The following is a 26,793-nucleotide window of genomic DNA, read 5'->3' on the forward strand; positions in this document are numbered from 1 at the left end:
GCGTATTTCTTGGAACTTTAGAAAAGATAGTTTAAGTCAATTGATTCAAACTGAACCGTTATGTTTAGCTTCCAAGTGGAATGATTAATATCATAATCCAAACTACCAATTTTAATAGCACTATCATAAAAACTGTTAACATCATTCCAAGTATATTGATACTCTGATCTATCTTCTAAAAATAAAGGTATATGATAAATTCGATTTTTTTCACTAGCAAGATCAAAAGCCACTAAAATTCCATCGTTACTTAGTTTAACCAATTTTAAAATAATATCATTTGGAACGTCTTTTACCACAAGCGGTCTAATAAATACGCGCTTACCGTTGTGGGTATAACGTAAATGACGTTTTAAACTAACATCTAGCACATGATTAAAATCAGAAAACTTACGGTAAAAAGTTTTTACTAAATTATGCCTAATATCCATGTATATATATCTGTTTTGTAACTTAGAAGAAAAAGGATAAAGCATTGGAACTTCCATATGTCCTAAGTAAAGCAGACTGGCAATTTCGCTATCTAACATAGAATCTAAATCATCGGCACTCTTAAAGTCAATTATTTTTTTATTCGTTATTTGTTTATTAAGAAAAAAACTTCTTACAGCACTTTTACCTGTAATGGTACTAAAACGTGTATGACTATTAATACTATTGGCATTTTCTCGATCATCATTTAAAAGCAAAATATTGTCAGGCATTTCATCAATCCCGTTAACAAAGTCAGCCGAATTAATACCATGAGAAATAACCATATTGCGCACAAGATTAGAATTAATATAAATAAAATTACCGCGCATAATTTTCCACTCTTTCTCAAAATTTCACAACTATTATTTTACTACTATATTAAAATAATTTCTTAAAAAGATTATTTATTGTGCATAAATTTTATCAATACTACTTTTAGAATATTCCGTAATATCCACTAAAGTACCTCTAATCATCAACCTACCCACACCGGTAGCATCACAAGTTATAAGTGTTACAATTTTATTTTTAGTATCATTTATAACTGACAAATCAGTAGCTTTAATAAACTTTCTTTGATAAATACGATACTTATAAATTTTATTCATATCAGTTAAATAAACATATTGTCCAACTTTAGCTTTGTAATAAAGTGGGCTAAATAAAACTTTTTTATCTTCCATGTGATGACCAGCTAATGGGAAATTGCCGATTCCCATTTTCTGATTATCACGCATAGTACCAGCAGCCAAAGCTAGCGTATTATTATCAACACCCTTGCCTATCGGTAAATCAATGCCAATTTTTGGAATAATAATTTTACCGATAACTTTAACATTAGATTGATTTAGTTTAGCTTTAACTACTCTTGGAAAGTCAACTGATTTAGCTTTTGAAAAATCAAAATTAGCTGGTTTGTTAATATTTTTTTGTACAACTGATTGGGTAATAGTTGGGTGATAAGTTTTTGTTATTAAATTACTAATTTGGCTGTTAAAAATTAAAATTAAAGACAATACTACTATTAAAAATAATAGTGACACTTTTAAAATCTTTTTCATACAATCACCTACTAAATTTGGGTACAAAAAAAGAATACCAAGTCGTAAAACATGATATTCTCACAAAAATTATTTGTTTGTAAATCCATATTTTTTGTTGAAACGGTCCACAGCACCATCGGCTTGTGTGAATTTTTCACGGCCAGTGTAGAATGGATGTGAATCTGATGAAATTTCAACACGTACTAATGGATAAGTATTACCGTCATCCATCTTGATAGTTTCGTCAGAGTTAACAGTTGAACCAGCCATAAATTTAAAGCCAGTACTTGAATCTTGAAATACTACTTGATGGTATTCTGGATGAATTCCTTTTTTCATAATTATATCGCTCCTTTGCCCTGAATCATTGGCTGAAACAGAGATTATCGATTAGTTAACTTAACTTAAGTAGTTTAACACTATTATAAAATTCTATCAATACCTATTAACAATTTAGTCTATTACATATCATCATTCAGTAGCTCTACATCAGCATTTAATTCCGTTAATTTATCTACAATATTATCATATCCACGCAAAATATTATCGGCATTATAGATTGTAGTAGTTCCCTCTGCCATAATACCTGCAATAACTGCTGCAGCACCCGCACGAATTTCTCCTGCAGATACTTCTTGACCAGTTAATTTATCAGTATGTTCAATGACAATTGAACCATTTCTATATTTAATATTAGCGCCCATTTTAGACAATTCAGGAATATGCTTAGTTCTTTCTGGATAAATGGTATCTGTAATAATACTACGACTATTGGCTTTTAATAATAATGGAGTTATCGGTTGTTGTAAATCAGTCGCAAAACCTGGATAAACCATTGTTTTAATTTCTGTGCCTTTAAAATGGTCACACTTTGGTACGAAAATACTGTCTTCGTTAACTTCTAAATCGACACCCATTTCCAGTAACTTAGCAATAAATGATTCTAAGTGTTCTGGAATCACATTGTGTACTGTTACGCCATCACCACAAGCAGCTGCTAATGATAAATAAGTACCTGCTTCAATCCGATCAGGTATTACAATATGTGTATTTTTAGCTTCTAATTTTTCAACACCTTCGATGCGAATAACATCAGTACCGGCACCTCTAATTTTAGCTCCCATGTTGTTTAAAAAGGTTACGATATCAATAATTTCAGGCTCTTTAGCAGCGTTTCTAATAACTGTAGAACCTTTAACCTTAACCGCTGCTAAAATAGCATTTATAGTTGCTCCTACTGAAACTAAATCTAAAAAGATTTGAGCACCATGTAAGCCGTTTTTACCAGCCTTTATATGAACCGTACCGTTATTGTTAGTAACATCCGCTCCTAAAGCTTCAAACGCTTTGATATGCTGGTCAATTGGTCTAGGCCCAATATTATCTCCACCTGGAAAGCTAAGCGTAGCTTCACCAAATTTACCTAATAAAGCCCCCATAAAGTAATAAGAAGCTCTTAAACTTTTAATCGCCTTACTAGGCAAAATATTTTCAACAATATTAGTCGGATCAATCGTCAACATTCCATCAGCAAACTCAGAACGCACATTCATCGATTTTAAAATTAACATTAAATTGTGAACATCTAATATATCTGGAACCATATTCAATTGTACTGGGGTATCAGCTAAAATAGCAGCAGGGATTAGTGCTACCGTGCTATTTTTTGCGCCACCAATTGTAACATCCCCTGATAAACAAGTACCCCCGTGAATTATCATTTTAGTCATGCTCAAATTCCTCACTTATGTTTTTACCAAAATATAGCAAACATTATAATCATAAATAAATAATGGCTAAAATACAATAGTTTATAGTAAATTCATAAAAATGTAATAAAAAAATCGTAAAACAAATTTACGATTTTTTAGAATTATTATTCACCATGTTGTTCAAATGCTGCATCAACGAATGCCTTAAATAGACCTTCTGGTTTATTTGGACGAGATAGGAATTCTGGATGATATTGACATGCAACAAAGAATTTGTTCTTTGGAATTTCAACAACTTCTACCAAATGATTATCTGGAGAAGTACCAGCAATAACTAAACCGTTAGCTTCCATAGGTTCTCTATAAGCATTGTTATATTCGTAACGGTGACGGTGACGTTCAGAAATTTCTTTTTTGTTACCATAAGCAGCAGCTGTAACTGTACCTGGTTTTAACTTACATGGGTAAGCACCTAAACGTTGAGTTCCACCCATTTCGTTCAAGTCAGCTTGATCAGCCATCAAATCAATAACTTTATGCTTAGTATCTGGATTTAATTCAGTAGAGTTAGCATCAGCATAGCCTAATACGTTACGAGCAAACTCAATACTTGCAATTTGCATTCCTAAACAAATACCGAAGAAAGGTACGTTGTTTTCACGAGCATATTTAACTGCTGTAATCATTCCTTCAGTTCCACGGTCACCAAATCCACCTGGTACTAAAATACCATCAGCATCTTTTAGTTTTTCTTTAACGTTGTCTTCTTTAATAGTTTCAGCATCCATCATCTTAAGGTTGATTTTAGCATTTAATAAATAGCCAGCATGCTTAAGTGATTCAGCAACTGAGATGTACGCGTCCTTTAAAGCAACGTATTTACCAACTAATGTAATATTAACTTCTTTATCAAGGTTTTGAACTTTAGTTTCCAAGGCCTTCCATGCTGACATATCAGCTGGTGCAGATTTAATACCAAAGTGATCAACAATTTGTTGATCCATACCTTGTTTTTGTAACATTAATGGAATTGAATATAGCGTTGGTGCATCTAATGATTCCACTACTGCTTCTGGCTTAACATCACAGAACAAAGCAATCTTTTTACGCATTGATTCATCGATTGGTTGTTCACTTCTAACTACTAGCAAGTTAGGTTGAATTCCCAAACCGCGAAGTTCTTTCACACTGTGTTGAGTTGGTTTAGTTTTCATTTCACCAGCGGCTCTTAAATATGGAATTAAAGTTGTGTGAATGTAAAATACATTATCGCCACCAACTTCAGCTTTCATTTGACGAATAGCTTCTAAGAAAGGAAGAGATTCAATATCACCAACAGTTCCACCAATTTCAGTAATAACGATATCAGCATCTGAAACTTTAGCAGCACGCATAATTTTTTCTTTAATCATTCCAGTAATGTGTGGAATAACTTGAACCGTAGCCCCTAAATAATCACCACGACGTTCTTTTTTCAATACTTCTTCATAAATTTTACCAGTAGTTACATTAGAATATTTATTTAAATCATTGTCAATAAAACGTTCATAGTGACCTAAATCAAGATCAGTTTCTGTACCATCATTAGTAACAAACACTTCACCATGTTGGTAAGGACTCATTGTCCCAGGATCGACGTTAATGTATGGGTCAAACTTTTGGATTGTGACATTTATGCCACGATTCTTTAATAGACGACCAAGTGAAGCAGCAACAATTCCTTTTCCTAGTGAAGAAACAACCCCACCAGTAACAAAAACATATTTAGTCATTTATATAACTCCTCATAAAATTTATTTAGGGTAGAATATTTTTAAATCAAAAATATAAAAACTCCCTATTCATCGAGAATAGGGAGCCAATGATTAATTTTTTCGATCAATTGTCCTCACAAATTAAATTGTGAAGCGCCCAAAGAATATAATACATAATTAAAAATAATTCGTCAAGATTTTTTATGATATTTTATTCATCGTCATCGCTGTTTAATTCTGATAAGTCGCCTTCAATACCATCGGGTAGTTCAGAGTCGTCATCATTAATATCATCTAAATCTTTATCATATTTATTATCAACATCGTCATCAATGTCTGTATCTTCAAAATCATCATCTTGATCTTCAGGATCATCGTCATCGTAATCAATAACGTCATCATCATCTGAAGCATCTGCCAAGAATGCGTTAACTTTACGTCTTTTTTTAGTTCTAGGACGATCAATATCTTCATCTTCTGGGTGAACAGTAGCTTCATCGATAGATTCATAAGGGTACCAAGTTCTTAGTCCCCAGAGATTATCACCTAAAGAAATAAAGCTACCGTCGACGTTCATATCAGTATAAAACTGAACCAATCTTTTACGAATTTCTTCGTCAGAATCGCCAAGATATTGTTGGATTTCGTTTGCTATATCAGCAAATGCCATAACGTCACCACGTTCCTCAAGAATAGCATGAGCAACTTCAACCATGGATAATTCTTTTTTATCTTTACCTTCCAAGGATTTTAATTTCAAATTGGTACACGTCCTTTCACAAATCTAATAAATATAATACTCGCTTAGACCGCAAATTGCAATCTAATCTTATAACGACCTAGTATATCATGATGGTCAGATATTATATAGTCAATCGATAAACTTCCTTTTTCACTTTCATCTTTAAATTCTAAATGCGACGTAAATACTTTAATATCTATTTTCCCATAAGGTGTCAAATATTTAGTTGGAATAACTTGGCCTTGATTAAAAAACAACTTAGTATGCGTTCCTGCAGCTTTACGTGTTAACTGAATAGCTTCACTATTACGTGGAATTTTAATCGTTACGGGAACTGATGCGTTATTATTTTCATTATATCTAATATACAAAGCGTCATTAATCTCAACGATACTACCATTTACTTCAAATTCAAAGGTGTTGCTTTCACTATTTTGTTCAATTTGTGTACTCAAGTTAATTTTAATTTGTTGGTTTCTAGAACGGTGCATTAATACCCTTCTTTCACATCAATAGTCTACTTAATTATAAGCTTAGTCCATTCTATATGCATTAATTTTAGTAGTCAATACAACGTTTTACATATAAATTTTGTTATAATGTTATGTAAAATAATATATCTTAAGGAGGTATTTGTTTGGCATATAAAGACCGATTGCTACCTCGTGAAAAAGTTTTTAGAGACCCCGTGCATAATTACATATTCGTTCAACATCATGTAATTCTAGACTTAATTAATACTCCGGAATTTCAAAGATTAAGACGAGTAAAGCAATTGGGGCCCACCTCATACACTTTTCATGGTGCTGAGCATTCTAGATTTTCACATTGTTTAGGTGTTTATGAAATAACACGCCGCATATGTGATATTTTCCAAAGAAACTTTCCTAGTAAACAAAATAATGATGGATTATGGGATGATTCTCAACGATTAGTTGCACTATGTGCAGCTTTACTGCATGACTTAGGACATGGTCCCTACTCGCATACCTTTGAACATATTTTTCATACAAACCACGAAGATATTACACGTCGAATTATTACTTCACCTAACACTAACGTTAATCGAGTGTTAAAAACAGTTAGTGCAGATTTTCCAGAAAAAGTAGCGAGCGTCATCAATCATACTTATCCTAATCCACAAGTTGTACAAATGATTTCTAGTCAATGTGATGCTGACCGTATGGATTATTTATTAAGGGATGCATATTATACTGGTGCTCAATATGGGACTTTTGACTTAACAAGAATTTTAAGAGTTATGCGTCCCTATGACGGTGGAATTTGTTTTGATATATCTGGTATGCACGCGGTTGAAGACTACATAATTAGTAGGCTTCAAATGTATATGCAAGTTTATTTTCATCCCGTTTCAAGATCGATGGAAGTAATTTTAAGTCATTTATTATTACGCGCAAAAGAACTGTCAAGCAAGCTGCCAACCGATTCACCTAGTACTCCTTATATGTTGATGCCATTCTTTAATCATCATTTTGATTTAAAAGACTATCTGAAATTAGATGACGGCGTTTTAAATACTTATTTCTTACAATGGTGTGATAATCAAGATGCTATCTTATCTGATTTGGCTCATCGCTTTTTAGATCGTAGGCCTTTTAAATCCACTAAATATAATGGACAAAATAAATATTTAATTAAATCTATGAAAGAAATCATTAAAAAAGTTGGCTATGATGTAAAATATTATACTGCCACGAATAACAGTTTTGATTTACCATATGATGCATATGATCCAAAAAAGAAGCATCACACTACTCAAATTGAATTAAGACAAAAAGATGGTTCTCTAGTCGAATTATCGACTATCTCACCTTTAGTAAAAGCCGTTACTGGAAAACAATTAGGTGATGAACGCTTCTTCTTCCCTAAAGAATTATTGAGTACTGATAACAATATTGAAATTTTCCAACCCTACTACGAAAAATTTCAAAGCTTTATTAAAAATGACCATATAATTAATCAAAAAGGAGAACGATAATGGATATTAAACTAATCGCAATTGATATTGATGGAACATTATTAAATGAAGAAAATCAATTAACTACTGAAACTATTAAAGCTGTCCAAGAAGCTAGAGACAATGGCATCAAAGTTGTTTTGTGTACTGGCAGGCCTTTAACCGGAGTAAAACCCTACCTTAAAAAGCTAGGTATCTCTGGAAATCAAGAATACGCTATTACTTTTAACGGATCACAAGTTCAAGATAGTAACGGGCGCGTTATCGAAAAGTATGCTCTAAAGCATTCTGACTTTAAAGAAATTGAAAAATTAAGTCATGAACTAAAAACAAATTTTCAAATTGAAACTAATGATTACATTTACGCTACTAACCGCGACTTAAGTCCGTTTTCAATTACAGAAAGTTATTTGGTTAACATGCCCATCAGAGTAAGAACCCCTGAAGAAATAACCGAAGATTTTGACATTATTAAAGCCATGCTAATCGCTAATCCAGATGTTATCGATAATGCTATGGAAAACATTCCTGATGATTTAACTGAAAGATTATCAATGGTTAGATCAGAGCCTGTATTTATTGAATTTATGAATAAAAACGCCACTAAAGGTAAGGCTTTGCATAAGTTAGCACAAGACTTAAATATTACTTCTGAAAATGTTATGGCAATTGGTAATGAAGGTAATGATATGTCTATGATTGAATATGCTGGAAAAGGTGTAGCAATGGGTAACGGTATTCAAAAAGTAAAAGACGTTGCAGACATTATCACTAAATCTAATAAGGAAGATGGCGTTGCTTATGCTATCCGTAACTATGCATTAAAATAAATATAAATGAAAAAGCGCAACTACATTTGTAGTTACGCTTTTTATTTATATTGTAATTAGAACACTTAATACAGACAAGTATAAACCTGATAACAATAATATAGTATCTAACCTACCAATTCTAATCGGTTTATTTTTTAAACGACCTATCTTATTATAAGGAATTTTTTCATTTTCATTTCTAACGTTATCACCCTTCCGATGAAATACACGCCAGCCGGTAAATAATCCACCATGAAAAACAATTATGCATAAAGATACGATAATTAAAAACATTCCTAACATAAAATAAAAATTACTAGTAAAAAGTGTTATTCGAGAAACAAAACGAGCCAAGATAGCAAATAAAGTAGTTAAGATGAATAAAATAGTTAAAAAGTAGCGTTTACCTTTGATTACTTATCATCCCCGCGAAATCTATTGCTAAATAATGGACTAACTGGTTTGTTTTCGTTAACTCTGATAATAGCATCTCCAATTAATGGAGCTACTGATATTTGCTTGATTTTATCAATTTGTTTTTCTTCAGGTAAACGAATTGAGTCTGTAACCACTAATTGCTTGATTGGTGATTTTTCAATACGTTCAATTGCTGGACCAGATAATACTGGATGTGTACAACAAGCATATACTTCTTTAGCTCCAGCATCAATCAACGCTTGAGCACCTAAAGTAATAGTTCCAGCAGTATCAATCATATCGTCAATCATTAAACATGATTTGCCCTTTACATCACCAATAATGTTCATAATTTCAGCCACATTAGCTTGAGGACGACGTTTGTCAATAATAGCAATTGGAGATTTCAAGAATTCGGCTAAAGCTCTGGCACGAACAACTCCACCATGGTCAGGTGACACAACTACATCATCTGAATTCCAACCGTTATTCATAAAGTAATCAGCTAATAGCGGTGCTCCCATTAAATGATCAACTGGAACATCGAAAAAGCCTTGAATTTGAGCTGCATGTAAATCTAATGCCACTACACGAGTAATACCATCAGTTTCTAGCATGTTAGCAACTAACTTAGCAGTAATCGGTTCGCGTGAACGAGCTTTACGGTCTTGACGAGCGTAACCATAATAAGGAATTACCACGTTGATAGTTTTAGCACTAGCACGTCTTAAAGCATCAATCATAATCAATAGTTCCATTAAATTATCATTTACTGGAGCTGAAGTAGATTGGATAATATAACAATTATCACCACGAATACTTTCTTCAATGTTGATTCTAATTTCGCCATCGCTAAATCTATCGACTGAAGTTTCAACTAAGTCTACACCAACGCGTTTAGCAATTTTTTCAGCTAAAGGACGATTGGAATTTAATGCAAAAATCTTCAATTTAGGGTCAGAATATTTTTCAGACATAAGTTCCTCCAACTATTATTCATTGTTTTTTTACCATTAATCGCTGACTAACAGATATAATTCTACATCAATTCTACACTAAAAACATAACTTTTTCATGCAAAAATTATAACATTTATAACTTAGAATTATTAATTATTATATGGTAGCTTTTTAAAGTAACCAGACTTATTAGTTTGTCTTTGTCTAGCTATAGCCATGTCATATTGTTTAACGTCATCTGTGATGGTAGAACCAGCTGCTATAAAGGTGTGGTCTTCTATTTCTACTGGGGCAATTAAATTAGAATTACTACCAATAAAACTATCATCACCAACATTAGTTTGATGTTTATTGGCACCATCATAGTTAGCAAAAATAACTCCACAACCAACGTTGATATTTTTACCAAGATGAGCATTACCAACATATGTTAAGTGTCCAACTTTAGTACCCTCATCAATTTGAGCTTTTTTAACTTCTACAAAGTTACCTAAATGAACTTTTTCACCAATAACTGTTTGTGGTCTTAAATGACTATATGGTCCAATATCAGAATTATCCATCATTTCAGATTTTTCTAGTAATGAAGATGTAACGGTAACGTTATTATGAATATTGCAATCTATAATTTCAGAGTTAGCTCCAATTTTACAATCATTGCCAATTACTGTATTACCATGAATTTGCACCCCTGGTTCTACTACTGTATCTTGACCAATTTTAACCCCTAAATCAATATATGTGTTTTCAGGATTAATAATTGAAACACCATTTTTCATATGATAACTATTAATCCTATTTTGCATAACTCTGGTTGCATTTGATAAGGCAACTCGATCATTTACTCCCATAGATTCGCTAAAGTCATCCGTTTCATATGCAGACACTTTTAAGTCATTAGCTTTAAAGATTTCAATTACATCAGGTAAATAATATTCACCCTGTGCATTGTAATTTTTAACATCTTTAAGTGCATTAAAAAGTTGACGATTGTCGAATATATAAACTCCCGTATTAATTTCATGAATCTTTTGTTCATCATCGTTAGCATCTTTTTGTTCTACAATTTTTTCAACATTTCCATTGTCACTACGTACAATTCGACCATAACCAAAAGGATTAGGAGCGTGGGAAGTCAATATCGTAGCAGTTGCTTTTTGTGATTCATGATAGTTAAATAATTTATCAAATGTTTCAGATTTAAATAGTGGTGTGTCACCACTAACTACCATGGTAGAACCATCTAAGTCGGCCAATAAGTCAGCTGTTTGTTTCACAGCATCCCCGGTTCCCAGTTGCTCCTTTTGTAATACATATTTGGTACGGTTACCTAATGTTTTTTCAACGTCTTCAGCCCCATACCCAACAACTGTAACTATATTGTCCATGTTGTTAGCTTCTACCTGGGTCAAAACGCAATCAACCATCGTCTTACCACAAACTCGATGTAAAACTTTATACAGTTTTGATTTCATACGGGTCCCTTTACCCGCAGCTAAAATAATCGTATTTCTAGTATTCATTATTAATAATTAATTCTCCTTGTTATCCAAATATCCATATACCTTATTATCATAATTACCTTCAGACACACTAATCTTGTCATTTTCAGTATTAATTTTAAATATTGAAGTGTATTGATCAGCAGATATCTTTCTTTCTCCATTATAAACACCTTCAGCAAAGAAAGAAATTCCTACCACGTTACAATTGAACTCTTTTACTAAATCTGATAGTCCAGCGGCACTACCACCACCGCGTAAAAAGTCGTCAACAATTAATACGTTAGAACCTTCCGGCAAACTTCTTTTAGATAAAACCATTTTTTCGATTCGACGATTTGAGCCAGAAACGTAGTTAACACTTATAGTCGAACCATCAGTTATTCTGGAATCGTGACGTGCAATCACAAATGGCACATTTAACAAGTTTGCAATGCTTTGTGCAATTGGAATTCCTTTTGTTGCAACTGTCATTACCGCGTCAATATCATGATTTAAGTATTGAGTAGCAATAATTCGACCAATTTGTCTCAAAATATATGGTCTGCTTAATAAATCTGCCATATAAATATAACCACCTGGCAGCAATCTTGATTGGTCATTCAACGCCTGTTTAATTTCATTTACAAATTGTTCAGCTTCTTCTTTTAAAATATATGGAATGAACTTGCTACCACCAGCAGCCCCAGGAATTGTTTCTAACAATCCAATTCCTCTATCTCTAAAAGTTTGTCTAACGATTGTTAAATCTTCACTAATTGATGATTTTGCTGAACTATAACGCTCAGCAAAAAAAGTTAATGGAACTAGAGTATGTGGATTTTCCATCAAATATCTAGTCATATCAATTAGCCTTGCACTTCTTTTACTTTTCAAATTGTTCACCTCATAATAATTCGTGTCATCAATAAAATCACATCTAAATACTATCATAATGTTCGGTTTTTATAAAACATTTTTCTAAAAATACCGTAATTTTTTAGACAAAAGCCACTGATAATTAAATTATAATGAGTGAACAAGATATACTTCCGAACAAAATCCTCTGATACTATTAAAAATATGCTTAGCACTTTGTTCCGTTTTGCAAACTCCAAAAACGGTTGGACCAGTACCACTCATTTGAGCATTATCAGCTCCATAAGCCAACAATTTATTTTTTATTTTAACTATATCATGGTACTTTTTAGCAGAAATAGGTTCTAATACATTGAACATGTTATCAACGACTTTTTGGTAATTGTCTTGATCAATCGAATTAACCAGCTTATCTACACTTTTATGATTTATGATTTTATAGTCAATTTTTTTAATAATTTGTGGCGTAGAAATACTAATTTGCGGTTTAACGATTACAAAATACATCGAAGGTAATTTATGTAAAGTTTCAATATTAGCTCCTCTTCCGCTCACTTTAGCAGTTTGACTAAAAATGCAGTATGGAACATCAGAATCTAATTGTAAAGCCAACTCAGCTAATTTATCTAAACTAATGTTTAATTTCCACATTTGATTCAAGCCACGCAAAACAGCAGCAGCATCAGATGAGCCACCACCTAACCCCGCAGAAACTGGAATATTTTTTCTAATGGTTATATCCACGCCTAAATCAATTTTAAATTCACACTTTATTAATTCAGCAGCTTGATAAGCTAAATTTCGATGGTCTTCTGGCAAAAATAAACTATCTGACTCAACAGTTATTTTTCCACTATCGTTATCAACAATTCTTACATAATCGGCCACATCAATCGAGGTCATCACCATGTTCCACTCTGGTTCACCATCGCTGTGTTTATAGGGAGTATCTAAAGCTAAATTTATCTTAGCCGATGCTTTTTCTATGATTTCCATACATATCGCTCCGCTTCATCGCAATATTTTATATGTATTATACTAAAATAATAGTTAAAAGTCAGTTTTCCGAGATATTAAAAAAGGATTAGACAAACGTCTAATCCTCATAAAATATTAAACTTCTTCAGTAATATCATTTTCGAATTCTACATCGATATTTTTAGTTAAAATATCTGTATAGCTATATGAAACTCGTTTCAAGTTCTCATCTTTTTCTAAATCGATAACGAAGACGGCAGGAAATGTTTCAGATAAAACACCATGTCTTTCTACAATCTTGTTACGTCCTGCTTGGACGGTCACCATGACTTCTTGGCCAAGACGATCATCCAACTTACTTTTGATATCTGTCAAGCTAGTTGGCATAATCTGTCACCTCACTATAGCTATTATACAACTATAATGAAAATATTTCAAATTATATCATAACATAATTTATAATTCAACATCTTTTTAAAGCATTTGCTTATCATGAAAATAATTTGCTAATTCTACATACTGCTCAATTGCTAGCCTTTCGGGTCTGATGCCTGCATCAATATTAAATTCTTGTAAAGCTAATTTTAACGCTTGTTTAATTTCCGGAGTCTTTCCAAATACTCCCTGTAAATTATTCCAAAAAGTCTTACGACGATGTGCAAAACACCCCCTTACAAATCCGCAAAACTTATCAAAATCAAATACTGGATTATCAATACTATCTTTACTTGATAGTGAAACAATTGCTGAATTAACTTTTGGAGCTGGGATAAATGATGTTCTAGGCACTTCGAAAGCAATTTCAGTATTATTCAAATATTGAATAATGATGGAAAGTGAGCCATAGTCTTTACTACCCGGCTTAGCAACTAAACGATCTGCAACTTCTTTTTGCATCATGACAACGATTTGATCAAAACTAGCATTGCCCTTAAGTAAGTCTAAAATAATCGGCGTTGTGATGTAATATGGTAAATTAGCTACTACTTTAACTGGATTTTCCTTTTCAAATTCATCTTCAATTACTTGGGGTAAGTTAGCTTTTAAAATATCCTGATTAATTATTTTAACGTTATTATATTGAGAAAGTGTATCATCTAAAACTGGTAATAAGTTTTGGTCAATTTCAAACGCTAAAACTTTTTTAGCATTTTTAGCTAGTTGTTCAGTTAAACCACCTATTCCTGGGCCAATTTCAATAATGTTATCAGAATCACTAATAGAAGCTGCTTCTACAATTTTTTGCAATATATTTAAGTCAGTTAAAAAATTCTGACCTAGACTTTTCTTAGCTGCTAAATGGTAGCGGTTTAAGATAGCTTGCGTTCTAGCTGGTGTTGCTATATCTGGAGTGTTAGGCATGTAAATTTCCTTCCATATCAATTTTTTCTAAAGCTGTATTAAATTCTTCTTTTGATACGCCAAACATTCGTAGCCTTTTGCTTAACTGTTTGGCATTAACATAACCAATTTGTAAAAACGCACATAATTTCTCACGACGAATTTTAGCCTGGTCGTCATTAATTAAACGTGCTTGCATCAAATCGTTACGACTAATTTGCTCATCTGCTTGAGTATTCTCAGTATATAAATTGCTTAATGATTCACGAATAGTTTCAATACTGGCATGTTCCACCCCTAAAGAACCATCTAATTTGGTAGGAACAGATTTATTGCGAGCTACAAAAGCATGTTTAGCATTTGGAACTGCCTGTGAAACGATTCGTCTAATTCTTTCACCTGAAAAATCAGGGTCTGTAAAAATAATTACGCCCCGCGTTTTAGCTAGTTTTTGAATCAACTTAATCGTTTCTTCAGAAACGGCTGAACCTCTAGTTTCAATAGTATCGGCATTGACCGCCATTTTTATGCGTTTAGTGTCGTCACGTCCCTCAACGACAATCACTTCTTCAATTTTTTTCATTAGTCTTTAATTCCAAACAATTTTAGAGTGTTGTTATAGGTTGCTTTAGCAATCTTATCAGGATTTTCATCCCTAAATCTAGCCACCGCTTCCAAAGTATATAATGTATAAGCTGGCTCGTTTTGATGTCCTCTAAGTGGTTCTGGAGCTAAATAAGGTGCATCCGTTTCAACTAACATACGATCAATAGGGGTTGCCCTTACTGCATCATGAACTTCGTGTGTCTTTTTAAAACTAGCTACCCCACTATAAGAAACATACATTCCTAAGTCCATAAATTTATTCAACCAGTCAACATCTCCATTAAAACTATGAATAATCCCGCTATTAGCATGCACATCTTCAGCTTTAAGAATATTATAAGTATCTTCAAATGCATCTCTATTATGGACTGAAATTGGTAAATTCATCGCCTTAGCAATTTTAATTTGTCTACGAAATACTTTCATTTGTAGTTCTCGCGAAGTTACATCTTGATGATAGTCTAAACCGATTTCACCTAATGCCACTATTTTAGGGTCTTTTAACTGTTCCTTTAGAATAGCTTCTTGCTCATCGTTATAATCAAGTGCATCTTCTGGGTGCCAACCAATAATAGAATAAAGATTGTCATATTTATGCGCTAATTCTAGAGATAATTGGTTTAGTTTGGCATTGGAACCAACAATGGCCATTTTACACACACCTAATTTTTTAGCATGTTCAATATACTTATCTACATCATTAATAAATGCATTATCGTTCAAATGTGTATGTGAATCAAAAATTTGCATTTTATATCCTTTCTCCAATAAAAAAGCCATTAATAAAATAATTAATGGCTTTTTATCGTTTAAATTAATTATTATTCTAGTAAAGAACCGTTTTCGAATTGTTCGCCAACTGTAACTAATTCTACATTGCCATCATCATGTTCCACAGATAATAACATACCTTGACTAACTTCGCCACGCATTTTTCTAGGCTTCAAGTTAGCTACGGCAATTACTTTTTTGCCAACTAATTTTTCGTAATCAGGGTACCACTTAGCAATTCCTGACAAGATTTGTCGGCCTTCGCTAGTTCCATCATCTAAACTAAATTTTAGTAGTTTATCAGCGTTTTTCACTTTTTCAACTGCTTTAATTTGAACAACTCGTAAAGCTACTTTTTCAAAAGCGTCAAAGCGAATTTCTTTGCTGTCATCTTTAGACTCTTTCGATGCTTGTTTAGCAGCTTCAAATTGCTTTTTAGCAGCAGCTTCCTTAGCAGCACGACCTTTTTGCTTATCAGATTTTTGCATTTTATTCTTAATATATGCAACTTCTTCATCATGGTCTAAACGAGGGAAAATTGGAGTTCCCTTAGCTGCAACCTTACTACCACTTGGTAATTCAGCAATGTTTAAGTTAGTTAAATCAAACTTACTATCATCTAAACCTAATTGATTAAAGATTTCATGTGGTGTCTCAGTCATAATTGGACTAATTAGCAATGAAATCAATCTTAAACTAGCTGCCAAGTGCGACATAACTGAAGATAATTGTTCTTTGTCAGCTTTTTCGTCACTTTTAGCTAAAACCCAAGGAGTAGTTTGGTCAATGTATTTGTTACTTTGTGATACTAACTTCCAAATACTGGATAATGCATCCGCAAAATAAGTCTTATTCATATCTTCGTTATATGCTTCGACTACTTGTTGGGCAACCTGTTCAAGTTCCTTATCTGCATCACACATTGGTGCCTTATATTCGGGAACTACCCCATTTTCGTACTTGTTAATCATGGCAACCGTACGATTTAACAAATTACCTAAGTCATTAGCTAAATCATAATTTACACGGTCAACAAAATCTTCTGGCGTAAACATGCCGTCATTACCAAATGGAACTGCTCTTAAAAGATAGTATCTAACTGAGTCTAAGCCATAACGTTCAGCTAAAACATCGGGATAAATAACGTTACCCTTAGATTTAGACATCTTACCGTCTTTCATAGTTAACCAACCATGTCCAACAATATGTTTAGGTAATGGTAAACCTAACGCATGTAAAATAATTGGCCAGTAAATAGTATGGAAACGTACAATTTCTTTCCCTACCATTTGTACGTCAGCTGGCCAGAATTTATTAAATAAATCTTCATTATCACTACCATAGCCTAATGCAGTAATATAGTTAGTCAAGGCATCAATCCAAACATATACAACATGTTTAGGATCAGACTTAACCGGCACACCCCAAGTAAATGAAGTTCTAGATACTGCTAAGTCTTCTAGTCCTGGCTTAATGAAATTATTAATCATTTCATTCATTCTGGATTCTGGTTGAATGAAGTCTGGATGTGCTTTGTAGTAGTCTAGTAGCCAGTCAGCATATTTACTCATCTTAAAGAAGTAAGATTTTTCATTAACTAGTTGCACTTCGTGACCACTAGGAGCTTTACCACCAACAACTTTACCACTATCATCACGATAAACTTCAGCTAGTTGTGATTCAGTAAAGTATTCTTCATCAGAAACCGAGTACCATCCTGAATACTCACCCAGATAAATGTCACCTTGGTCTAATAACTTTTGAAAAATCTTTTGAACTGCTTTTTCATGATATTCATCAGTCGTACGAATGAATTTATCATTTGTAATATCCAAAGTTTTCCATAATTTTTTAATTTGGTCTGCCATGTCATCAACATACTTTTTAGGAGACATGTTTAATTTTTCTGCTTTTTGTTCAATTTTCAAGCCATGTTCATCAGTACCAGTTAAGAAGAACACATCATAACCATTTGAGCGTTTAAAACGAGCTAACGCATCACAAGCAATCGTTGTGTACGAATTACCAATGTGTAAACGTCCAGATGGATAGTAAATTGGAGTTGTAACATAAAATGTTTTATTATTATCTGCCATTTATATCATCCTTAATCTGTTTAAAAATTATTGTAACAATTATATCATATTTGTTTAGCTTGATTTTAATTATCAAAACAAGCTTAGTTGCCTATCTGATAAGCCTTTAAAATGTAGGTTCAAAATATCAATTAACTTTAAAGCATTCGGAGCAGCATCTTTACCAGAATTATTATTAAAAATAATACATACTTCTTTTGATTTTTTATCTAGTTTATCAATAATTTTAGCTAAATTAGATAGTTCTTCATCCGAATATCGATATAAAGTACGTTCTTTACGCCAGTTCTTACTGCGATTATTCCATCCCTGATTATTACGACCATGCAGTCTAATCATCGTTAAATTAGAATTAGTTATTACTGGATAAAATGGTACTCCTGTGTTAAGACTATGCGGTTCATCAACTATCACTTCAGTAAAATTTAGCTGCCGCAAAGTTTTAGTCGTAATTAAACGATTGTTTTTATGGTACCAACTACTGTTTCTAAATTCGACAGTAATTGGTAAATGCGGCATTAGTTTTCTAATATCAAACAAGTAATCCAAATTTTCACGATTAAGATTAAAAAACGGTGGAAATTGAAATAAGATAGTTTTTAATTTATTTGAGCTTATTAATGGTTCAATTGAATGAACAAAATTATCAAAAGTTGAGTGTCTCGCTAAAGTACTAATCTCATGAGAGCCTCTTAAATCGTGTTTAGTCATAAACTGATTCGCTTTAATAATAAATTGAAAACTACTCGGAACTTTTTTGACCCAGTCGATAACTACAGATACTCGTGGAACCCCATAAAATGAATTATCAATTTCTACCGTGGGAAAATAAGCTGCATAGGCATTTAAACTAACCGGCATGTTACCATCGTTTAAAATAGGATGCTCACTCCAAGTGGTTAAACCTATCGTAATCAAAATAGCATCTCCAAATTAATTGATTTTTAACTGCTTAAAGAATTCAGAAGCGTCCGTTTGCAGCATCATAAATGGAAAAGCAAAGTTTAACTTTTCCTTATTAATTGCAATTACTTGGGCTTGTGGATTACGGTAATCTAGTAATCCAGCAAATGGATACACCCGCATTGAAGTTCCAACAATTACTATTAAATCGCTATTTTCCATTAACTTGACACTATGCATAATGTTTTGTTCATTTAAACCTTCATCATACAAAACAATGTCTGGACGCAATATTCCACCGCAATTTTCGTGCAATGGATTCTTTAAATATGCTTGCCAATTAACACTTTGATGGCATCGATCACATGAAACGTTATATAGATTACCGTGAAACTCAATCAAATTTTGGGCACCAGCAACTTTATATAAATTATCTACATTTTGCGTAATAATTGAGGCTTTGCCCTTTTGAGTTAAGGCCGCTTGCTTATCATGAATTATATTTGGTTTAGCATCTGGAAAATACATATTTGTTTTCACAAAGTCGTAAAAAGTATCCGGTTCATTAACTAAACAAGCGTGACTTAAATAATATTCCGCCGGTTTGCCTTTTTCAGATGACGAATATAACCCGTTTTTAGAACGATAATCGGGAATCCCTGAAGGCGTCGAAACGCCGGCACCAGTTAAAAACACAATATGTTGTGCATTATCAAAAATCGATTGAATTTCACTATCCATATAAACATTCCTCCTAAACATTATTTATTTTCTAATAATATAAGGCATTTGTAAGTCTTCAAATAGTTCTTTTACACTTTTATCATATATTTTTTTAAAGTAAGCTGGGCTATCTTCCATACCAGTTGGGGCAGGAATAACAAATGAGTTTTGGTTATCCGTCTTATTAAATCCTACATATGCACGACGCTGAGTTTTCATTTCATGCAAGTCTGAATGGAATATTTCAAATAATTGATTAACTTTCAAACCTAATTGACGTTCAGATAAAACGCTTGAAACAGTAGTAAAGTCATTGTTATGCAGTGCAGGTAGTCCCCATGCTTTTAATTGTTCATCAAAAGCTCTAAATAATTTAACAACGTTTCTACGTAATCCAAATGGTGAATCAGTAGGCTTTTCTGTAATCATTTTATAAATTTCATCAGCAGCCTTAAGTGAAACTGGATAGTCTTTTTCTAAAACTTTACGCACTTTTTCGTCAAATTTATCGCCATAGAATACATGCGCATCAATTAAAGTTAATAGGCGCAACTCCATCTCATTGTCTAATTTTTCTGGCTCTGGTCTAATTGTATTTTGGATACCCTTTAAGTACATATCCTCAATGTTATCGTCAATTAAGCCATGCTTTCGTTGTTCTGATACCACTACAATATGTGAGACAATATCAAATAATTCAGTCCCCATAATTTGGAGCTGTTCATCGAGTTTTTCATCCCCTGAGGTCAAACTAAAGAAAATTTGTGGAAAACCTCTTAATGTCATTAATACGTGTAATAGCTCATGTGAAGCGGTGTAATTAGGTGCTGATAAGTCAGAAACTTGAATGTAGATATTTTCACCATCTTGAACTACTTGAGCTTGATCATGACGAACATAACCAGCTTGTAATTGTCCAACGAATTGAACCGTTACCTTACCTGGAAAGAATCTATTTACGACATTAATTAAACTTTGTGTATCTTGATTTAAATCAATATTCATTTATTATTCACCTTCATTAATTTTTTGTATTATATGTTTTGCATCGTTAATATTTGGATGTTGCATTTTTCTTAATTTATTAACAACCATACTAACTTGATTAGCTTTTGCACCAGCAGTCATTGCTAGTGACTTTAATTGTAAATGCATATGACCTTTTTGAATTCCTTCAGTTACCAAAGCCTTTAAAGCTGCCAAATTCTGTGCTAAACCCACACTAGCAGTAACTGACATTAATTCTTTGGCTGAAGTTATTTGCGATATTTTATGGTTGAGTTTTACTTTTGAAAATACTTTAGTAACTCCTCCAACATAACCTAATGCTAGTGGAAGCGTCATTGTCCCAATTAGTTTTTTTCGTTCGTTGTCTACCATCCAACGACTTAATCCCCGATATTGACCGTCTTTAGCAGCATAAGCATGCACCGAACTTTCCACAGCTCGCCAATCATTTCCCATCGCAATCGTTACTGCATCAATTCCGTTCATGATTCCTTTATTGTGGGTAGTAGCACGATATTGATCAATTTGAGCAATGTGACTCGCTTCGACTATTTTTTCGGCTATTGCAGCACCGTTGGTTTTAGATAAATAGTTGAAACTAACGACACCGTTAACTGTAACTAAACTGTCTGTCGCATAATTAGATAGAATACTCATCAAAATATCATCACCATAGCGGTTTCTTAAAAAACTAGCTACTGCTTCTAACATCGTATTCATAATGTTAGCACCCATTGCTTCACCCACATCAACCGATAGGTCTATTGAACAATAGTTATCATCTAAACGACGAATATTTAATTTTTTAGCCCCACCGCCATATTTAATAATTGAGGGATGCGCGGCATTAGCTATCTTTATAATGTCTACGACATGATTATTAACGTAACCGTATAATAAATTATAATTATCAGTTTTTATAATTATTTGACCAGTTAACATTCGATTAGGCACAATTGATTCAATCCCATCACCCGAACTCAAAAGATTAGCCCCGTTACTAGCTGCCGCAATCACAGATGGTTCTTCAGTAACCATTGGGACTACATATTGTTTACCGTCAATTTTTAAATTAACGCAAATTCCCTCTGGTAATGAATAATCTGTTAGATAATTTTCAATTAAGTTATTATTTAACTCACTAAAATCAACATTATCTTGCGCGTAAGTAATATCAATGTTGGAAAACTTACTTATCAAATCTAATCTATCATTGTAACTTTTCATATAAAAATGTCTAAATTCTTGCATACGCCAAACGCACCCCATCACATACTTAATATAGGCTAATAATAACATTTATATGTTAATAATACTTAAAAAGACTTTTAATTCAAATTGAACTAAAAGCCTAATTTAGTTGTGTTTATAATACTTATTAACATATTCGTTAATTAAACCTTCTCGCACTCCACCATCTGAAAATACAATTCTTCTAGAATCTAATTCATCAATTAAGGTTATTAACGGCAGTAATCCACCAACTATAATATCAGCTTTATCTTTTTCTATTCCTGGTACAGATTGCCTGCTATGATAGTCTCTACTTAAAAGATTTTCATAGGTCGTAAAAATCTGATGTTGGTTAAGATGATAACCATTTAAATTATCATTATAACCAAAATGTTGACGATAACGATTTACTCTAGCTAAAGTTCTAGCCGCTCCACCTAAAACTACTAACTGATAATGACTAGCTTTTTGTAGCCACGGAACTTGATGAAAAACCCTTTTCAAAAAACGTTGTGCACTGAATAAATCTGCTGCTGAAGGCATTTCATTTAAATGAAATCGTTCAGAGATATTAACCGCTCCAATGGGCAAACTAATTAGATTTTTACGTTTTTTACTACGTACTCTGACTAGTTCAATACTAGCTCCACCAATATCAACTAATAAGTAATCATTCATCTTTACACGATTGATAACACCTAAATAGTCATAATAAGCTTCTTCATTACCAGATAAAACTCTAATTTTTAAGCCAAGCTGTTTTTCCACTTTATTTAAAAATATTTTTTGATTACGTGCCTGTCTAACAGCTGCTGTGGCTATCGACAAAACTGTAATATTTTTCATTCTTTTATATACATTTTTAAATGAATGAAGAGCTTGAATGGTTCTATTAATTGCGGCAGGCTTCAAAATTTTACCAGATCCCATATTTTCGGAAAGACGACTATCACTTTTCATCCGCTTTATTTCCTGATAGTATCCATATCTATTAATTTGATAAATAGACATCCTTACGGAATTGGAACCTACATCCACAACTACTAATTTATCCATCCAATCCCCCTCTCTAACCACTAAAAATTAGTTAAAATAGTTAATTCCAATTGCGTCTCTAACTTCTTGAAGTGTTTTATTAGCTACAAGATTAGCTTTGGCACTACCTTGTTTTAAAATTTCATAGACAGCTGCTTCATCTTTAGCATACTCTTCACGAAGTTCTCTAATAGGTTTCAAGTGAGCTTGAAGCACTTCATTTAAGTACTTCTTAATTTTGACATCACCTAAGCCACCATGACGATATTGAGCCTTTAGATCACTAACTTTATCCTTATCTTCCGCAAAAATATCAAGGTAAGTAAAAACTGTATTGCCTTCAACTTTACCAGGATCTTCAATATGAATATGATTGGGGTCAGTATACATGGACATTACTTTTTGTCTAATTTTATCTTCGTCATCAGACAGGTAAATGGCATTATTCAAAGACTTACTCATTTTAGCATTACCATCTAACCCTGGGATACGACCCATCCCCTTAGGTGGGAAATAACCTTCTGGCTCTACTAAGATATCTTTACCATATATTCCATTAACGCTTCTAACAATTTCACGAGTTTGTTCCAACATTGGTTCTTGGTCTTCACCAACCGGAATTGTATCGGCTTTAAAAGCTGTAATATCAGCTGCTTGACTTACTGGATAAATAAAGAAACCAGCAGGCACACTTTGACCAAATTTCTTTTGTTGAATTTCATTTTTAACGGTTGGATTTCTACCCAAACGTGAAACGCTTACTAAATTTAAATAATGCATCGTAAGCTCATTTAGTGCTGGAATTTGTGATTGAACTAAAATAGTAGATTTTTTAGGATCAATACCTACTGCTAAATAATCCAATGCCACTTGAATTAAACTATGTCTAATTTTTTCAGGATCACGAGCATTATCAGTTAGCGCTTGCATATCAGCAATCATAATGTAAGTATCATAATTTCCAGAATTTTGTAATTGCACTCTGTTTCTTAATGAACCTACATAATGTCCGATGTGTAACTTGCCAGTTGGACGATCACCTGTTAAAATAACTTTTCTGTCTGTCATATATATCATCCTTTCATAAAAAGAAAAACGCCCTATGGAAATAAAACCAATAGGACGTTTAAAACGCGGTACCACCTAAATTGCAAAATATATTTTGCCACTTTCGTGATAAGGGAACTACCCTTTTAATAATCTCCAATTCATGTTGCCAGATTATTTTTCAGCTATCAATAATCTCTCTGTTCGATTGGCTTCACTACTACATAATCATTTACATTTTACTGGATTTGATTATTGATGTCAAAGCAATAATTATTGACATATCAAGTTTTAATAACTACAATAATTTGTCGAATTTAATAAATCAATGGAGGTATTAGATGAATTCTAACGAAATTAAACTGGAACAAAATAGAGTTAACGCAGTCGTTAAAAAAGTTAACGCAAAAATTGAAGATACCAGTAAAGAATATGAAAAAGCTAAACAAGAAACTAAAAACGTTCAAACTAATTATAGTAACAATACCTCTGTTAACTATTTTGAAGTTGATGATCGAATTGAAACATCAGCAGAATTACAACAACAACGTGGATTAGTAAATCGAGTTGTTGAAAATGAAAGTATTATCAATAATCAATTAAAAAAATTAAAAGACCTAGCTGATTCTCCCTACTTTGGCAGAATTGATATTAAAGATGATGATGAACCAGAAATTGAAAAACTATACATTGGAACTTCTTCCTTTGTAGATAAAAATCAAGAATTTTTAGTTTACGACTGGCGAGCACCAATTTCTAGCATTTATTACAATGGAACACTTGGTAAAACTAGTTATCAAACACCAGTTGGCAATCAGCAAACTGAACTAAAGAAGAAAAGACAATTTTCAATTAAAGCTGGTCAAATCAAAAATATGTTTGACACCAATGAAACTGTTGGTGATGAAATGCTACAAAATGTTTTAGGACAGCATAATGATGAAAAAATGCAGAATATAGTTTCTACAATTCAAAAAGAACAAAATGACATTATTAGAGATACCAAAAGTGATTTATTAATTGTTCAAGGAGCTGCCGGCTCTGGAAAAACATCTACTCTACTTCAAAGAATTGCCTTTTTGCTTTATCATAGTCGTGATTCATTGGATGCTGATCAGATAGTTTTATTTTCTCCTAATAGATTGTTTGCTAGATATATTTCTGATGTATTACCTAGTTTAGGAGAAAGAAATATGCAACAAGTAACTTTTTCAGAGTTTGTAGCTCATCGATTGGAAGGCTTAAACGTTGAAACAATCTTCGATAAGTACGAAATAAGCAGTTCAGACCATGAATTAAAAAATGATGTATCTGAAATAAAGGGAAGTAATCAATTTATCAAAGCTATTGAAAACTATTGTAATAAAATTGACGGATCTGAAATTGCTTTTAACAACATTAGTCTAGATGGTGAAATTTACTTCAGTAAAGAACATATTGAATCTATATATGATGAATTACCAAAACTAATGCAGTCTAAAGACAAATTTTTACAAACTAAAAATACACTAATAAAAGAACTAAAGAAAATAATTAATGATTCTGTAAGTAAGCCCTGGGTTGATAAGGCTATCGATAATTTAAATTCAGAGCAATATCATGATTTACTGAAAGATTATAAAATTTCAATGTTTCAAGATGAAATTGACGAAAGAAATTATATTGCTAAAACTATTGTAAAAAATAAATTGCAAAAGGTTTACGATGCTATATTCAATGGAAACTTTTTTGACCCATACATTCAATATATGAATTTTTTAAATAGCTTAGATGAAAAAATCATACCAAATAAAGTTATTAAAGAATTCTCTCAAAACCTCGAGTTCCATAAAATATCATTAGACGATGTTGCTCCGCTATTATATTTAAGATCTATTTTAACTGGAGATGGACAAAATCAAAAAATAAAATATTTATTTGTCGATGAAATGCAAGACTACTCAATAGCCCAGTTAACTTATATCAAGCATGCTTTCCCTAACGCAAAATTAAACCTAATGGGCGATAGTGAACAAGCTTTATTTAAAAATGTAGAAACTCCTGAACAGCTTTTACAAAAATTAAATAATGCGTTTCCAACTAATCACTCCAGGCTGATTAAATTAAATCGTTCTTATCGTTCAACTTATGAAATAACTAATTTTGCAAAATCCATTTTACCTAAAAACAATGATATAGAACCATTTAACCGTAAAGGAAAAATGCCTAAAATACTAATAAGAAAAAATGAAAATCAAGCTATCGATAGTATTTTGAAAGAAATCAAAAGTTTAGGCAATAAAAACAAAGCCATTATAACTAAAAATATGCAGGAAGCAAAGTATCTATATAGACATCTATATAACACAATAAATGTTACCTTAATGTCTGATAAAGATAGATCTATACCTGAAGAAAGTCTAATAATTATACCCGTATATTTGGCAAAAGGACTTGAGTTTGATTCTGTAATAGCATGGAATGTATCACAGGAAAATTACAGTTATAGTAATAAGCTATTAGGAACTCTGTACACAATAATAACTAGAGCAATGCATCAATTAACTTTGGTAAGCATAGGAAAAGTTTCTAATATCATTAGTAGTCATGAAAACAAGGTAATTATTGATTATAAAATATAAAAGAGGTTCTCTAAAAATATTAGAGAACCTCTTTTATTTAAGCCGTTTCCGGGATTTGAACCCGGGACCTCTTCCTTACCATGGAAACGCTCTACCTCCTGAGCTAAAACGGCGTGTATTACACAAAAAGCTTTCGAAATAAATCGAAAGCTTTTTTCAATGAGCGTGGCAACGTCCTAC

Annotated in this window: 26 protein-coding genes and 1 tRNA gene; 3 read left to right on the forward strand and 24 right to left on the reverse strand. The window is 32.6% G+C overall.

The features are described 5' to 3' along the window. Positions 1-17 precede the first annotated feature (17 nt). The 7 genes from FD06_RS01825 to FD06_RS01855 all read right to left on the reverse strand — a co-directional run bounded on the left by FD06_RS01825 (position 18) and on the right by FD06_RS01855 (position 6,216). Positions 18-803 carry a hypothetical protein gene (locus tag FD06_RS01825; protein WP_054658432.1) on the reverse strand — a complete coding sequence of 262 codons (786 nt, stop codon included), beginning with the start codon at positions 801-803 and terminating at the stop codon, positions 18-20. Between the two features lie 75 nt (positions 804-878). After that, positions 879-1,535 (reverse strand): class A sortase, encoded by a 657-nt coding sequence (locus tag FD06_RS01830; RefSeq protein WP_056965736.1) that lies wholly within the window; start codon positions 1,533-1,535, stop codon positions 879-881. A 69-nt stretch (positions 1,536-1,604) separates the two neighbouring features. Next, a complete protein-coding gene (locus FD06_RS01835; protein WP_056965737.1) occupies positions 1,605-1,856 on the reverse strand; it encodes a type B 50S ribosomal protein L31 in 252 nt (83 codons plus the stop codon). A 122-nt stretch (positions 1,857-1,978) separates the two neighbouring features. Next, the gene (locus FD06_RS01840; protein WP_054658434.1) at positions 1,979-3,247 is read right to left on the reverse strand and encodes a UDP-N-acetylglucosamine 1-carboxyvinyltransferase; all 1,269 of its coding nucleotides are present in this window, start codon (positions 3,245-3,247) and stop codon (positions 1,979-1,981) included. Positions 3,248-3,393: 146 nt separating this feature from the next. After that, positions 3,394-5,001, reverse strand: coding sequence for a CTP synthase (locus FD06_RS01845; protein WP_056965738.1), 1,608 nt, complete (start codon positions 4,999-5,001; stop codon positions 3,394-3,396). A gap of 193 nt (positions 5,002-5,194) precedes the next feature. Beyond that, entirely contained in the window at positions 5,195-5,698 is a 504-nt protein-coding gene (gene rpoE, locus FD06_RS01850; RefSeq protein WP_420834748.1) for a DNA-directed RNA polymerase subunit delta, read from the reverse strand. 89 nt (positions 5,699-5,787) lie between these two features. Continuing rightward, a complete protein-coding gene (locus FD06_RS01855; RefSeq protein WP_056965740.1) occupies positions 5,788-6,216 on the reverse strand; it encodes a YwiB family protein in 429 nt (142 codons plus the stop codon). A 146-nt stretch (positions 6,217-6,362) separates the two neighbouring features. On the opposite strand from FD06_RS01855, the gene FD06_RS01860 reads away from it, so the two are divergent. Together FD06_RS01860 and yidA are read left to right on the forward strand one after the other, a co-directional pair. Further along, positions 6,363-7,724, forward strand: a complete 1,362-nt coding sequence (locus FD06_RS01860; protein WP_056965741.1) for an HD domain-containing protein — start codon at positions 6,363-6,365, stop codon at positions 7,722-7,724. Beyond that, entirely contained in the window at positions 7,724-8,533 is an 810-nt protein-coding gene (yidA, locus tag FD06_RS01865; protein WP_054658438.1) for a sugar-phosphatase, read from the forward strand. The genes FD06_RS01860 and yidA overlap by 1 nt, the downstream gene beginning before the upstream one ends. Before the next feature lie 45 nt (positions 8,534-8,578). On the opposite strand, the gene FD06_RS01870 is transcribed toward yidA, so the two are convergent. The 16 genes from FD06_RS01870 to trpS form a co-directional block, all read right to left on the reverse strand. After that, positions 8,579-8,869, reverse strand: a complete 291-nt coding sequence (locus tag FD06_RS01870; RefSeq protein WP_269147726.1) for a DUF3899 domain-containing protein — start codon at positions 8,867-8,869, stop codon at positions 8,579-8,581. Positions 8,870-8,928: 59 nt separating this feature from the next. After that, positions 8,929-9,909 carry a ribose-phosphate diphosphokinase gene (locus tag FD06_RS01875; RefSeq protein WP_056965743.1) on the reverse strand — a complete coding sequence of 327 codons (981 nt, stop codon included), beginning with the start codon at positions 9,907-9,909 and terminating at the stop codon, positions 8,929-8,931. A 131-nt stretch (positions 9,910-10,040) separates the two neighbouring features. After that, positions 10,041-11,414: a bifunctional UDP-N-acetylglucosamine diphosphorylase/glucosamine-1-phosphate N-acetyltransferase GlmU gene (gene glmU / locus FD06_RS01880; protein ID WP_056965744.1), complete on the reverse strand. Its 1,374-nt coding sequence runs from the start codon at positions 11,412-11,414 to the stop codon at positions 10,041-10,043. 9 nt (positions 11,415-11,423) lie between these two features. Further along, positions 11,424-12,269, reverse strand: a complete 846-nt coding sequence (purR, locus tag FD06_RS01885; protein WP_056965745.1) for a pur operon repressor — start codon at positions 12,267-12,269, stop codon at positions 11,424-11,426. A gap of 129 nt (positions 12,270-12,398) precedes the next feature. Then, positions 12,399-13,247, reverse strand: coding sequence for a 4-(cytidine 5'-diphospho)-2-C-methyl-D-erythritol kinase (gene ispE, locus FD06_RS01890; protein WP_056965746.1), 849 nt, complete (start codon positions 13,245-13,247; stop codon positions 12,399-12,401). A 117-nt stretch (positions 13,248-13,364) separates the two neighbouring features. Further along, the gene (locus FD06_RS01895; RefSeq protein WP_056965747.1) at positions 13,365-13,616 is read right to left on the reverse strand and encodes a Veg family protein; all 252 of its coding nucleotides are present in this window, start codon (positions 13,614-13,616) and stop codon (positions 13,365-13,367) included. A gap of 87 nt (positions 13,617-13,703) precedes the next feature. Next, a complete protein-coding gene (rsmA, locus tag FD06_RS01900) occupies positions 13,704-14,591 on the reverse strand; it encodes a 16S rRNA (adenine(1518)-N(6)/adenine(1519)-N(6))-dimethyltransferase RsmA (RefSeq protein WP_056965748.1) in 888 nt (295 codons plus the stop codon). Beyond that, positions 14,584-15,153: a ribonuclease M5 gene (rnmV, locus tag FD06_RS01905; protein ID WP_056965749.1), complete on the reverse strand. Its 570-nt coding sequence runs from the start codon at positions 15,151-15,153 to the stop codon at positions 14,584-14,586. The genes rsmA and rnmV overlap by 8 nt, the downstream gene beginning before the upstream one ends. Next, positions 15,153-15,926 (reverse strand): TatD family hydrolase, encoded by a 774-nt coding sequence (locus FD06_RS01910; RefSeq protein WP_056965750.1) that lies wholly within the window; start codon positions 15,924-15,926, stop codon positions 15,153-15,155. Before FD06_RS01910 ends, rnmV begins: the two co-directional genes overlap by 1 nt. A gap of 71 nt (positions 15,927-15,997) precedes the next feature. After that, positions 15,998-18,043: a methionine--tRNA ligase gene (gene metG, locus FD06_RS01915; protein WP_056965751.1), complete on the reverse strand. Its 2,046-nt coding sequence runs from the start codon at positions 18,041-18,043 to the stop codon at positions 15,998-16,000. Between the two features lie 72 nt (positions 18,044-18,115). Next, entirely contained in the window at positions 18,116-18,961 is an 846-nt protein-coding gene (locus FD06_RS01920) for a DUF72 domain-containing protein (protein WP_056965752.1), read from the reverse strand. Positions 18,962-18,976: 15 nt separating this feature from the next. Next, positions 18,977-19,687 (reverse strand): NAD-dependent protein deacylase, encoded by a 711-nt coding sequence (locus tag FD06_RS01925; RefSeq protein ID WP_056965753.1) that lies wholly within the window; start codon positions 19,685-19,687, stop codon positions 18,977-18,979. A 24-nt stretch (positions 19,688-19,711) separates the two neighbouring features. Beyond that, positions 19,712-20,674 (reverse strand): hypothetical protein, encoded by a 963-nt coding sequence (locus tag FD06_RS07560; RefSeq protein ID WP_056965754.1) that lies wholly within the window; start codon positions 20,672-20,674, stop codon positions 19,712-19,714. A gap of 3 nt (positions 20,675-20,677) precedes the next feature. Further along, entirely contained in the window at positions 20,678-21,928 is a 1,251-nt protein-coding gene (locus tag FD06_RS07565) for a hydroxymethylglutaryl-CoA reductase, degradative (protein WP_056965755.1), read from the reverse strand. Between the two features lie 105 nt (positions 21,929-22,033). Further along, complete coding sequence (locus FD06_RS01940) at positions 22,034-22,966, reverse strand: Ppx/GppA family phosphatase (protein ID WP_056965756.1); 933 nt, start codon at positions 22,964-22,966, stop codon at positions 22,034-22,036. A gap of 27 nt (positions 22,967-22,993) precedes the next feature. Beyond that, positions 22,994-24,013, reverse strand: coding sequence for a tryptophan--tRNA ligase (gene trpS / locus FD06_RS01945; protein WP_056965757.1), 1,020 nt, complete (start codon positions 24,011-24,013; stop codon positions 22,994-22,996). 320 nt (positions 24,014-24,333) lie between these two features. Here trpS and helD point away from each other — a divergent pair, with 320 nt between their 5' ends. Continuing rightward, the gene (gene helD, locus FD06_RS01950) at positions 24,334-26,613 is read left to right on the forward strand and encodes an RNA polymerase recycling motor HelD (protein WP_056965758.1); all 2,280 of its coding nucleotides are present in this window, start codon (positions 24,334-24,336) and stop codon (positions 26,611-26,613) included. A 40-nt stretch (positions 26,614-26,653) separates the two neighbouring features. On the opposite strand, the gene FD06_RS01955 is transcribed toward helD, so the two are convergent. Further along, positions 26,654-26,726 (reverse strand) — tRNA-Thr (locus tag FD06_RS01955). Positions 26,727-26,793: the final 67 nt, after the last annotated feature.

The sequence above is a fragment of the Apilactobacillus ozensis DSM 23829 = JCM 17196 genome (assembly GCF_001435995.1).
In the GTDB taxonomy this organism is placed as follows: domain Bacteria; phylum Bacillota; class Bacilli; order Lactobacillales; family Lactobacillaceae; genus Apilactobacillus; species Apilactobacillus ozensis.

Coding starts and splice junctions, on each gene's coding strand:
- FD06_RS01825 (WP_054658432.1), bottom strand. CDS start 803: ATGCGCGGTAATTTTATTTATATTAATTCTAATCTTGTGCGCAATATG.
- FD06_RS01830 (WP_056965736.1), bottom strand. CDS start 1,535: ATGAAAAAGATTTTAAAAGTGTCACTATTATTTTTAATAGTAGTATTG.
- FD06_RS01835 (WP_056965737.1), bottom strand. CDS start 1,856: ATGAAAAAAGGAATTCATCCAGAATACCATCAAGTAGTATTTCAAGAT.
- FD06_RS01840 (WP_054658434.1), bottom strand. CDS start 3,247: ATGACTAAAATGATAATTCACGGGGGTACTTGTTTATCAGGGGATGTT.
- FD06_RS01845 (WP_056965738.1), bottom strand. CDS start 5,001: ATGACTAAATATGTTTTTGTTACTGGTGGGGTTGTTTCTTCACTAGGA.
- rpoE (WP_420834748.1), bottom strand. CDS start 5,698: ATGGTTGAAGTTGCTCATGCTATTCTTGAGGAACGTGGTGACGTTATG.
- FD06_RS01855 (WP_056965740.1), bottom strand. CDS start 6,216: ATGCACCGTTCTAGAAACCAACAAATTAAAATTAACTTGAGTACACAA.
- yidA (WP_054658438.1), top strand. CDS start 7,724: ATGGATATTAAACTAATCGCAATTGATATTGATGGAACATTATTAAAT.
- FD06_RS01875 (WP_056965743.1), bottom strand. CDS start 9,909: ATGTCTGAAAAATATTCTGACCCTAAATTGAAGATTTTTGCATTAAAT.
- glmU (WP_056965744.1), bottom strand. CDS start 11,414: ATGAATACTAGAAATACGATTATTTTAGCTGCGGGTAAAGGGACCCGT.
- ispE (WP_056965746.1), bottom strand. CDS start 13,247: ATGGAAATCATAGAAAAAGCATCGGCTAAGATAAATTTAGCTTTAGAT.
- FD06_RS01895 (WP_056965747.1), bottom strand. CDS start 13,616: ATGCCAACTAGCTTGACAGATATCAAAAGTAAGTTGGATGATCGTCTT.
- rsmA (WP_056965748.1), bottom strand. CDS start 14,591: ATGCCTAACACTCCAGATATAGCAACACCAGCTAGAACGCAAGCTATC.
- rnmV (WP_056965749.1), bottom strand. CDS start 15,153: ATGAAAAAAATTGAAGAAGTGATTGTCGTTGAGGGACGTGACGACACT.
- FD06_RS01910 (WP_056965750.1), bottom strand. CDS start 15,926: ATGCAAATTTTTGATTCACATACACATTTGAACGATAATGCATTTATT.
- metG (WP_056965751.1), bottom strand. CDS start 18,043: ATGGCAGATAATAATAAAACATTTTATGTTACAACTCCAATTTACTAT.
- FD06_RS01925 (WP_056965753.1), bottom strand. CDS start 19,687: ATGGATAGTGAAATTCAATCGATTTTTGATAATGCACAACATATTGTG.
- FD06_RS07560 (WP_056965754.1), bottom strand. CDS start 20,674: ATGAATATTGATTTAAATCAAGATACACAAAGTTTAATTAATGTCGTA.
- FD06_RS07565 (WP_056965755.1), bottom strand. CDS start 21,928: ATGCAAGAATTTAGACATTTTTATATGAAAAGTTACAATGATAGATTA.
- FD06_RS01940 (WP_056965756.1), bottom strand. CDS start 22,966: ATGGATAAATTAGTAGTTGTGGATGTAGGTTCCAATTCCGTAAGGATG.
- trpS (WP_056965757.1), bottom strand. CDS start 24,013: ATGACAGACAGAAAAGTTATTTTAACAGGTGATCGTCCAACTGGCAAG.
- helD (WP_056965758.1), top strand. CDS start 24,334: ATGAATTCTAACGAAATTAAACTGGAACAAAATAGAGTTAACGCAGTC.